Source organism: uncultured Anaerococcus sp. (assembly GCF_947253225.1).
In the GTDB taxonomy this organism is placed as follows: domain Bacteria; phylum Bacillota; class Clostridia; order Tissierellales; family Peptoniphilaceae; genus Anaerococcus.
This window is the reverse complement of the sequence record NZ_CAMXYR010000051.1, coordinates 1-10,104: the sequence shown is the minus strand read 5'-3', so window position 1 is coordinate 10,104 and position 10,104 is coordinate 1. Positions and strand designations below refer to the sequence as shown.

General features: G+C 34.4%; 9 protein-coding genes. All 9 read right to left on the bottom strand.

Annotation, left to right across the window (positions count from 1 at the left end; translation table 11 throughout):
- Positions 1-65: 65 nt before the first annotated feature.
- The 9 genes from Q0W95_RS06305 to Q0W95_RS06265 all read right to left on the bottom strand — a co-directional run bounded on the left by Q0W95_RS06305 (position 66) and on the right by Q0W95_RS06265 (position 9,851).
- A complete protein-coding gene (locus Q0W95_RS06305; RefSeq protein WP_297790996.1) occupies positions 66-1,436 on the bottom strand; it encodes an aldehyde dehydrogenase family protein in 1,371 nt (456 codons plus the stop codon).
- Positions 1,437-1,547: 111 nt separating this feature from the next.
- Positions 1,548-2,735 (bottom strand): amidohydrolase, encoded by a 1,188-nt coding sequence (locus Q0W95_RS06300; protein ID WP_297790995.1) that lies wholly within the window; start codon positions 2,733-2,735, stop codon positions 1,548-1,550.
- 53 nt (positions 2,736-2,788) lie between these two features.
- Complete coding sequence (locus tag Q0W95_RS06295; protein ID WP_297790993.1) at positions 2,789-3,160, bottom strand: Rid family detoxifying hydrolase; 372 nt, start codon at positions 3,158-3,160, stop codon at positions 2,789-2,791.
- A 71-nt stretch (positions 3,161-3,231) separates the two neighbouring features.
- Complete coding sequence (locus tag Q0W95_RS06290) at positions 3,232-4,230, bottom strand: D-alanyl-D-alanine carboxypeptidase family protein (RefSeq protein ID WP_297790991.1); 999 nt, start codon at positions 4,228-4,230, stop codon at positions 3,232-3,234.
- Between the two features lie 307 nt (positions 4,231-4,537).
- On the bottom strand, positions 4,538-5,293 hold the full coding sequence (gene murI, locus Q0W95_RS06285; RefSeq protein WP_297790989.1) for a glutamate racemase: 756 nt from the start codon (positions 5,291-5,293) through the stop codon (positions 4,538-4,540).
- On the bottom strand, positions 5,286-6,122 hold the full coding sequence (gene ispE / locus Q0W95_RS06280) for a 4-(cytidine 5'-diphospho)-2-C-methyl-D-erythritol kinase (RefSeq protein WP_297790987.1): 837 nt from the start codon (positions 6,120-6,122) through the stop codon (positions 5,286-5,288). The genes murI and ispE overlap by 8 nt, the downstream gene beginning before the upstream one ends.
- A 156-nt stretch (positions 6,123-6,278) precedes the next feature.
- The gene (locus Q0W95_RS06275) at positions 6,279-6,482 is read right to left on the bottom strand and encodes a cold shock domain-containing protein (RefSeq protein ID WP_297790985.1); all 204 of its coding nucleotides are present in this window, start codon (positions 6,480-6,482) and stop codon (positions 6,279-6,281) included.
- A gap of 1 nt (position 6,483) precedes the next feature.
- The gene (locus Q0W95_RS06270) at positions 6,484-7,212 is read right to left on the bottom strand and encodes a class I SAM-dependent methyltransferase (RefSeq protein ID WP_297790983.1); all 729 of its coding nucleotides are present in this window, start codon (positions 7,210-7,212) and stop codon (positions 6,484-6,486) included.
- Positions 7,212-9,851, bottom strand: a complete 2,640-nt coding sequence (locus Q0W95_RS06265) for a valine--tRNA ligase (protein ID WP_297790981.1) — start codon at positions 9,849-9,851, stop codon at positions 7,212-7,214. Before Q0W95_RS06265 ends, Q0W95_RS06270 begins: the two co-directional genes overlap by 1 nt.
- Positions 9,852-10,104: the final 253 nt, after the last annotated feature.

Sequence of the window (10,104 nt, the reverse complement as noted above, 5' to 3'; positions counted from 1 at the left end):
ATTTATAATTATATGAATAAATAAATGCATAAAAAATGTGGGATTAATAAATCCCACAAGTTATACTATATAAATTTTTTAATTAAATTGAATTTGCCATCATCATATGGTGGATACTTGATATCCACCTTCAAGCTTGGTGATGTATGCATGATAGATTTTTTATTGGAAAAATTAACAAAACCATTATAACCGTGGTAGCCTCCCATTCCACTTGGTCCAACTCCTCCAAATTCTAGGTAAGGACTTGTTATCTGCATTATGCAATCATTTATGCAAGCACTTCCAAATTCCATATTATACATGACCTTGTCAATTAATCTTTGCTCTCTTGAGAAAAGATAGAAAGCAAGAGGTTTAGGTCTTCTCTTTATTTGATAGAGGATATTATTTATATTATGGTAAGTTATTATAGGACATATTGGACCGAAGATTTCATCGTCCATAAGTTTGTTTGAAAAATCAACTCCATCTACAATAGTAGGTGCGAGCTTTAAATTCTCTTTATCAAAATTTCCACCAAAAACAATATCTTGCCCCTCTAGTAGCTTTATCAATCTATCCAAGTGGCTGGCATTTATTATAGAAGCATAGTCCTTTGATGCTAAAGGATTTATCCCGTAAAAATCTACTAGACTTTGCTTTAATTTTTCTAAGAACCTATCCTTAATCTGTGCATCTAGCAAGATATAATCTGGAGCGACACAAGTTTGACCAGCATTTAGGGTCTTAGCCCAAGCAATTGCTTTAGCAGCTTGTTCTAGGTCTGCTGACCTATCTACTATGCACGGACTCTTCCCACCCATTTCAAGGCTTAGCTTAGTCAAATTTTCACTTGCTTTTTTCATAATATATTTTCCAACATCCTTGCCACCAGTATAGAAAATATGATCATATATCCCATCTAAGAGTTCTTCATGACTAACTTTATCATTATCAACAACATAAATGTATTCTTCTGGGAAGCTATCATTTATCATAGTCCTTATTAGCCTAGATGTTTCCTTGGTTTTTGAAGATGTTTTGATGATAGCAGTATTGCCACTTGCCATGGCAGCTACTAGAGGATCCATACAAAGAAGAAAGGGGTAATTCCATGGAGAAATTATCAAATTTACTCCTAAAGGTTCATAAAGGGTGTAGGATTTGGCTGGCATAGCTTGGATTGGTGTTTTCTCCCTGATTGGTTTCATCCACTCCTTCAAGTTGTCCAAGGAGAATTTAATTTCTTCTTTCAAAAAAGAAATTTCACTAACATAAGCCTCAAAATTTGATTTGCCTAGGTCTTTTGCCAAAGCCATCAATATATTATCCTCAAAAATATTAATAAGTCCTCTTAGCTTTTCTAAATTTCCCCTCCTAAAATTCTCAGTCTTGGTAACCCCAGAATAGAAATATTCTCTTTGCCTATCAATTATTGAGTGTATTTTACTCATCTAAGCCTCCTTATGCAATCAACTCTAATTTCTACATTTATACCCTAAATTCTTGTATTTCTAAAGTAAAAGGCTGATTAGAATAGCCTTCTATTCCAACCAGCCTCATAATTACCTATTGTAAATTGCATTTACAAACTTAACCATTGCAAAAATACCATAAGCCAAGCTATCCTCGTCAATATCAAAATATGGAGTATGGTGTTCTGCACCTGTGCCTTTTTTATCATTCTTAATTCCAACAAAGGCAAACAAACTTGGTCCTAGTTTACCATAAGCTTCAAAAGATTCCGAAGCATACCAAGTTATTCCTTTTTTTATGTTATTAGCAAAATTATTTCCCAATTCTTCAGTCATAATTGCACTTAACCTAGCATCATTTATTACTGGATCATTTTCAACCGCCAACTTGTTAACAATAAATTCACAGCCATGAGCTTTTGCCACATTTGTGCCTACAAGCTTAATCACATCAATAGCCTTATCAACTTCCTGTCTGTCAAAAAATCTCAAGGTTCCTGTAATTCCTACTTCATCAGCAATAACATTTCTAGCCTTACCGCCATGAATTGTAGATAGTCCCAAAGTTACTGATTTATCTGGATCTAGCCTATTTACAAAAGCAGAGGCCAAGGATTGGATTACTGCTGCTTGGCAAAAAATCGGACTTATAGCCTTATCAGGTCTTGAAGAATGTCCACCGACACCCCTTATGGTAAAGTCTACCATTGCAAACCCAGCCATCACTGGACCTGCATCAAGGGCTATTTCTCCAGTATTCAAAAAAGATGTTAAGTGGTTGCCATAAAAATAATCTATCTTTTCTTTTTTCAAACTTTCAATCATTCTACCTATAGAAGCACCTGTTTCTTCTGCTTCTTCGAAAATAAATACAAGCTTTCCATTAAGTTTATCTTTATTTTTAACTAAAATTCTCATTGTTGAAAGAAGTATTGCCATATGACCATCATGACCACAAGCATGGAATACTTCGCTATCTTCTGATAAGATTTCTCTAACACAAGACAAATTCTTCTTGGCTTCCTTTACTGGAAGGGCATCTATATCAGTCCTAAGTCCAATAGTTTTTCCAGGTCTATGCGTATCAAGAATTGCATAGAAACCCGTTCCTTCTACTTCAAATATTTCTAGTCCAAGTTTTTTTACCTCATTTTTTAAATAAGCTGAAGTTTTAAATTCCTTAGATGAAAGCTCTGCTATTGTATGAAGATGCCTTCTCTGACTTATGAAATTTTTCTTATCTTTCTCAATCTCACTTATTATATATTTATCATCCATAAAGTCCTCCTTTAGGGTATAAAAAAACGACAGCCTAAACTGCCGTTTCCACCTTATAAGCTTGCTATAGCTTCTATTTCTAATAGACCATTTAGTGGAAGATTAGCTACTTCAAAAGCTGATCTTGCTGGTTTATGATCCCCAAAAAATTCTGCATAAACCTCGTTGAAGGCTTGGAAATCATTGATGTCATTTAAGTAAACAACACATTTTATTACCTTATCCTTGCTTGAGCCAGCTTCTTTTAAGATAGCTTCAACATTTGCTAGGGCTTGTTTAGTAGCTGCTTTGATTTCTGTAACCAATTCACCAGTTTTTGGATCTAGTGGAAGTTGACCTGATGTAAAAACAAGGCTTTCTGTTGCAATTGCTTGTACATATGCTCCTACTGCTTTTGGTGCATCATTTGTATTAATTGATTTCATAAAAACTCCTTAGATTAAAATTGTTTCTACATTACACAATAATATTATATCGAATCGGCAATAAATTACAATTAATTTATCTTCAAATACTCTTCCAAAGTAAGGTTATTTTCATAGATTTCCTTGGCATTTTCTACACCTACAAACCTAAAGTGCCATGGCATAGCCTTGTGCTTGGTAGATTCTTCCTTACCCTTTGGATATCTTTCTATAAAACCATACTTGTAGGCATTCTCACTTAGCCATTTGTATTGCTTGGTAGTTACAAATTTGTCTGTATATTTGTTAGATTCTGTAAAGAAATCAAAGGCCTGACCTAATTGGTGCTCGCTACAACCAGCTAGTTCGCTATCCACATCTTCTGCTTTATTCATCTTTTCTTCAAGACTAAAGTCCCTATAATCAGATGCAATCTTGATATCTAAACCTGCTCTTTGCATATCCTGTCTCATAGTTTCAAAGGCACGCTTGGCAGTTTTATCAAGACCAGGGTTGAAATCACTAGGAAGTGGATAGGCTTCACTTACATAGGTAATTCCACTAATCACCTTAATTTGCTTATCCTTATCAAGTTCCTCTAGTCCATATTTATTTACATAGTAAAAAGAGTCATCTAACTTAATCTTAGAAAAACCATTTTCTGTGCCATAATATGGTATATAGTCTCCTTCTTTGATATATTTCTCTGTCTTAGAGTAATCATTAGGATATTGGTAGGCATATTGAGTTTTTGCACATCTAACATACTTGATTAGATTTTTTTGGTACTTGTCATCTTCTATTTTTTTATCTTTATCTATCTTCAAATCTTCAAAACCTGCTTCTGTAGCCACATGGATAACATCCTTATTGGAAGAATCATCCTCTTGGACTTCTTTGTTTTCGGCAGCCTGTGCCTGCCTATACTCCATAGGTCTTGTGATTGTAAATTGATCTTCATCACTAGAAAAAAACTTCAAACCTCCAAACACAGCTAGTGCTAGGAAACTTGTAGTAAGTATCTTCTTTCTTCTTTTAGCTTTTAGTCGTCTCTTTTTCCTCTTTAGTTCTCTTATACCTCTATTAGACATAGCCTTCCTCTATTTATTTCAATATTTTAGTCAAATCTTTTGGGATAAGCAATCCTTCTCAAAATAGGAAATATATTTCAAGTTCCAAAATTTGCTTTAGATTGCTAAATTCTTATATTCATTATAACACGGAAAAGAAAAAAAATACAGAGCAAATATGACTAATTCCAAATATTTTCATACGATTTTAATTAATTTTTGACTTTTTTAAAAAATTTTTTCAACTTTTCTATAATTCATAAAATATCATATGTATTTATATGTTTCGCACAAACATTTGCACAAAAATAGTAGCCAGCTTAACTGACTACTTCAAAATTTCATTCGTATAAGTTAACTTGTAAGGAGTATCCATTATTTTGCCTATTAAATTTTCTGTTGCCAAAGTTTTTTTAGACATAAAGATATTAACTTCTCCCTCACCCCTTACGTCTTTGAGGGCTTGGGCAGCAAATATTGCTGGGTCAATTATATTTGCCTTGTAGGTTAACCTGTCTTCAATAAAATCTCTTATTATAGGATAATGAGTACATGCTAAAATTATATTCGGAAGCTTTTTCTCATTGGCTAATTTCAGGTACTCATCTAGGTAGGGATTTAATTCTTCCTTATCCAAATTTCCAGCTTCTATTAGGTCTACAAGTTTTCTAGCAGCAACCTCATAGACTCTAGCAGATGTTAAATGTTCAATATTATTTTTATAAAAATGACTATCTATAGTTGTTTTTGTTCCCAAGACTAAAAAGTCTCCCTCATAGTCAAGGCTTGCCTTAATTCCCATTTCTGTTATAGGAATAAAGCTCTTCTTATACTTTTCCCTTAAAAGGTCAGTCGCAATAACAGAAATTGTATTACAGGCTATTACATAGTAGTCAACATCAAATCCTTCAAGAAAGTCGACTATATCTTCAGCAAAAGAAATTATTTGCTCCTTTTTCCTACCACCATAAGGAACTCTTAGGGTATCCCCAAAATAAAAATAGGAAGCTGTGTTTGTTTTTACTAATTCCCTAAGGACGCTTAGTCCACCTAGACCAGAATCAAATATTCCAATCCTAGTCATCTACAAGCTCCACCTTTTCAACTTTTTGGTAATCATCCTTAATTCTTTCATAGGCCTTGTCATAAGCTTTTTCATCTAAGAAAACCGCAAAAATACTTGCTCCTGACCCGCTTACTAAGGCATTATCCGCCCCAAGATCCATCAATCTATCCCTAATTTCTTTTAAATGAGGGAAGTTTTCAAAAATAACATCTTCCATAACATTTCTGAAGTCTTTAATTACACTAGAATCTCCATTTTTAAGACCATCTATAATTTTGTCATTATCAACAACCCCATAATCTCCTAACCTCTTGTAAACAAAAGCCGAAGATATGGCTGTACCGTCATTTACTAGAAGAATTTTCATGGTGAGTTTATTGGAAAAAGGAGTTAAAATCTCCCCAATTCCCCTAGCTCTAGCGTTTGATTCTAAGAAGAAAAATGGTAAGTCAGCCCCAAGTTTTTTTGCCAAGTCCATCATCTCTTCCCTAGTCATACCTAGACTCCAAAGGTCATTAAGAGCCTTAATCATCTCGGCTGCATCTGTTGAACCCCCAGCAAGACCAGCTGCTATAGGAATATTTTTAATAAGCTTAACATCAATCCCATAATCGCAAGTCCTGCTTCTAAGCATATCCCAAGCCTTGTAGATTAAATTGTCCTCAATTTTACATATATCATCTCTATTAGATGAAAAATTAAACTTATTTTCCTTATTTCTTTTTATAATTAATTCATCATAAAGATTAATTCTAGTCATAATCGAGTCGATTTCATGATATCCATCTTCTCTCTTATAAAGAGAATCTAGACTTAAATTAATCTTCGCATAACATTTTCTTTCCATCGTGTACCTCATTGTTATTATAACACAAAAATTCTAATATTTTATATAGGTAAAACATATTAGTTAATATGTACTTTTAAATTATTATTTAAGGCTTGCTTTATAGCTAATTAACATAAAAAAGCTACTGGCAAAGTTAATCCAATAGCTTACATTCTAGTCATCAATAAGTCTTACCTTGATGGCTTGAGGCCCTCTTGGTGCATCAATTCGTATAAATTCGACTTTTTGGTTTGGATAAAGCATCTTGTAACCATCTGCTTGTATATCTGAGTAATGGACAAACAAATCTTCACCCTGACAAGTTATAAAACCAAAACCTCTTTTGTTATCAAATAATTTTACAATTCCTCTATCCATACTACTCCTTAACGCAAGAAAACAAAATCCTAAGACTATCTTCTTTGACATTAGAAAAATCATCTTCATCTACAATATTTATTCGCTTAAAACCAATATCTTCTAAAATTTCCTTGACTTCTTGTATTTCATAAAGCCTTTCTTGTTGAAACTCCCTAACTCTCCTATAGGTTCCATCTTGGTTTTCCACAAAAAAGTCTAGGTGCATATCAACAAGATTATCTTCAAAATAATTATCCCAAGTGTAGAAAATATCCTCATGCTCATAGACATAACAATTTGACCCAAAAATCTCCCTCATCTTGTAGGGTGAATTTATATCGAAGACTAAAAGACCACCTTTTTTGAGGTTTTTATAGGAATTTTCGAATAATTTAAGCAATTCTTCCTTCTCAGTCACATAATTAATCGAATCAAGAAGGATTACAAGTAAATCATAAGTATCCTCATTCAGAAAATCAATCATATCATAATGGATGAGCTTTACATTTGATGGATTATATTTGTTAGCAAAAACAGTGAGCATATCTGCCGACAAGTCTAGGGCATCTATATTTTCAAAGTCATCAAAAAAATACTTAGTCAACATGCCAGAGCCTGCCGCAAGCTCTAGCATATTTTCCTTCTTAATCCCATATTTTTCAACAAGAGATTTGATATTGTTAGCATATTTCTCATAATCTAAGTCAAAGCTAAGCTTGTCATAGATATAGGAAAATTCATCATACATTACTTATCCTTAATTTCTTCAAGAGAGGCCTTTGTTTTTTCTAGTAGGTCCTTATAGCCGGCCAACTTTTGACGTTCCTCATTAACAACAGCTTCTGGAGCTTTTTCAACAAAACCTTTGTTTGAAAGTTTGCCACTAGCTCTTTTGATTTCACTGTCCAGTCTTTTTATCTCATCCTCTAGTCTCTTTCTTTCCTTCTCATAATCAACAAGCTCATCTAGGCTCATAAGTACAGAAAACTCATTAAAAACTAGTCTTACTAGACCTTCCTCATCTCCTACTTGGACTTCTTCTTTGCCCCTTACTTCTACATCACTTGCACTAGCTAGGTTTTGGAATTGGTCTTTTATTTCTTCTATAAGAGAAATATTTTCATCATCTTCCACAAGAATTGTGAGTTTTTGCTTAGTTTTAGCAGGAACATTGAGGGTTGCTCTTTGGTTTCTTATAGCAGTTATGGCATCTATCACAGAGTTAACATTAGCCTCTTCATTAACAAAGTCATATTCTTCTTTGAAGTTTGGCCATTGCTCTACTATCAACAAATCCTCAGCATTAGGAAGGGAGGTAAAGATTTCTTCTGTTATAAATGGCATGAATGGATGAAGAAGTGCAAGCATCTTTCTTAGAACATAAAGAAGAACCTTCTTAACATTAGCCTTAGCCTCTGTATCATCTCCGTAGAGTCTAATTTTGGCAAACTCTATATACCAATCACAATATTCATTCCAGATAAAGTCTTCAATCCTATCTGCTGCCAAACCAATTTCATATTTATCAAGGTTTTTACTAACTTCTACAATAACATCATTAAGTCTCTTGAGTATCCACTTATCTTCAAGTTCTAAATTTGCTCCTGTAAATTCAAGGTCATCTCCCTTGTCGATATTCATCAAAACGAACCTTGATGCATTCCATAATTTATTGGCAAAATTCCTACTAGCAAGAATTCTCTTCTCATCATAACGCATATCATTTCCAGGAGAATTACCAGTGATTAAGGTAAATCTGAGGGCATCTGCTCCATATTCATTTACTACATCAATTGGATCGACACCGTTTCCTAGAGATTTACTCATCTTTCTGCCTTGAGAATCTCTTATTAGACCAGTAAATAAAACATGGCTAAAAGGAACTTTTCCTGTGTTGTAAATGGATGAGAAAATCATCCTAATTACCCAGAAGAAGATTATATCATAACCTGTAACAAGGATATCAGTTGGGAAGAAGTAGTTGTACTCTTCATTTTCATCAGGCCAACCAAGAGTAGCAAAAGGCCAGAGAGCAGATGAAAACCAAGTGTCCAGCGTGTCTTCTTCTTGGCTTACATGAACTCCATTAAGCATACCATTTGCATCTGGTTCTTCTTCAGATACTATAATTTCACCATCATCTGTATAAAAAACAGGTAGTCTATGCCCCCACCAAAGTTGTCTTGAAATTGTCCAATCCCTAATATTATTTAGCCAGTTCATGTAGGTTTTTGATAGAGAATCAGGAATTAATTTAACTTCATCCTTTTCGTAGGCATCTATACACATCTGAGCAAGTCCGTCCATCTTTACAAACCATTGTTTGGATATAAGTGGCTCAATTACAACATTTGTTCTTTCTGAATATCCAACTGCGTGTTCGATCTCTTCGATTTTTTCAAGTTGTCCAAGATCTTGTAAATCCTTAATGATTTCCTTACGAGCCTCGTAACGCTCCATACCAGAATATTTGCCATAACCATCTACAATATGTGCCTTGGTGTCTAAAACTATACATTGACCAAGATTGTGACGAGCTCCAACCTCAAAGTCATTAGGGTCGTGTGATGGAGTAATCTTTACAAGACCAGTACCATATTCCATATCTACATAAGAATCCTCAATTAAAGGGATCTTTCTTCCAACAAGGGGAAGGATTAAATTTTTTCCAATCTTATCCTTAAAACGTGGATCTTCTGGGTTAACTGCTACTGCAAGATCTCCGAGCATTGTCTCTGGTCTTGTAGTAGCAATTGTTATATATTCATCACTATCTTCGAAGAAATAGTTGATGTACCACAAATGGCCTTTTTGGTCTTCATGGTAGACTTCCGCATCTGATATAGCTGTTTCAGCCTTAGGATCCCAATTTACAATCCTATTGCCTCTGTAGATAAGACCATCATCATACATCTTCTTGAAAACTCTTTTAACAGCCTTGGTCAAATTTTCATCCATAGTGAAAGAATCATGATCCCAATCACATGAGACACCAATTGTACGAAGTTGTTCTTTTATCCTTCCCCCATACTTGTGAGTCCAATCCCAGGCTTCTTCCAAGAAACCATCACGACCAAGGTCAGCCTTAGTTTTTCCTTCCTTAGCAATCTTATCAACAACCTTACTTTCAGTAGAAATTGAGGCATGGTCAGTTCCAGGTATCCACAAAGCCTCAAAGCCTGCCATTCTCTTATAGCGAATTATGATATCTTGAATAGTATTATTTAGGGCGTGACCCAAATGAAGATAACCTGTAACATTTGGAGGTGGCATTACAATTGTAAAAGGCTTTTTGTCTTTATTAACATTTGCTTTGAAATATCCACCTTGCTCCCATTTTTCATATATTTCTTTTTCAAATTGACTTGGATTATATTTTGTATCCATACTTACTCCTTTAGCTAACAAAAAAAGTGGCAACGACAAACGACATAGGACGAATGACCGTGTTACCACCTAATTTCCTCAAAATAAGACTCTCTTTGCACTAATGTGTGCGGCATGAAACATAAACAAAAGCAACCTTCAAAAGTTCATCTTAGAAACTTCCACCATCCGTTTCCTCTCTAAAAAGCTATTCCTTTCTACTCCTCTTTTATTGCTGTCTCTTATACACATCTGACGCTGCCGACGACCTAAC

Coding starts and splice junctions, on each gene's coding strand:
- Q0W95_RS06300 (WP_297790995.1), bottom strand. CDS start 2,735: ATGGATGATAAATATATAATAAGTGAGATTGAGAAAGATAAGAAAAAT.
- Q0W95_RS06270 (WP_297790983.1), bottom strand. CDS start 7,212: ATGTATGATGAATTTTCCTATATCTATGACAAGCTTAGCTTTGACTTA.
- Q0W95_RS06290 (WP_297790991.1), bottom strand. CDS start 4,230: ATGTCTAATAGAGGTATAAGAGAACTAAAGAGGAAAAAGAGACGACTA.
- Q0W95_RS06275 (WP_297790985.1), bottom strand. CDS start 6,482: ATGGATAGAGGAATTGTAAAATTATTTGATAACAAAAGAGGTTTTGGT.
- murI (WP_297790989.1), bottom strand. CDS start 5,293: ATGACTAGGATTGGAATATTTGATTCTGGTCTAGGTGGACTAAGCGTC.
- ispE (WP_297790987.1), bottom strand. CDS start 6,122: ATGGAAAGAAAATGTTATGCGAAGATTAATTTAAGTCTAGATTCTCTT.
- Q0W95_RS06295 (WP_297790993.1), bottom strand. CDS start 3,160: ATGAAATCAATTAATACAAATGATGCACCAAAAGCAGTAGGAGCATAT.
- Q0W95_RS06265 (WP_297790981.1), bottom strand. CDS start 9,851: ATGGATACAAAATATAATCCAAGTCAATTTGAAAAAGAAATATATGAA.
- Q0W95_RS06305 (WP_297790996.1), bottom strand. CDS start 1,436: ATGAGTAAAATACACTCAATAATTGATAGGCAAAGAGAATATTTCTAT.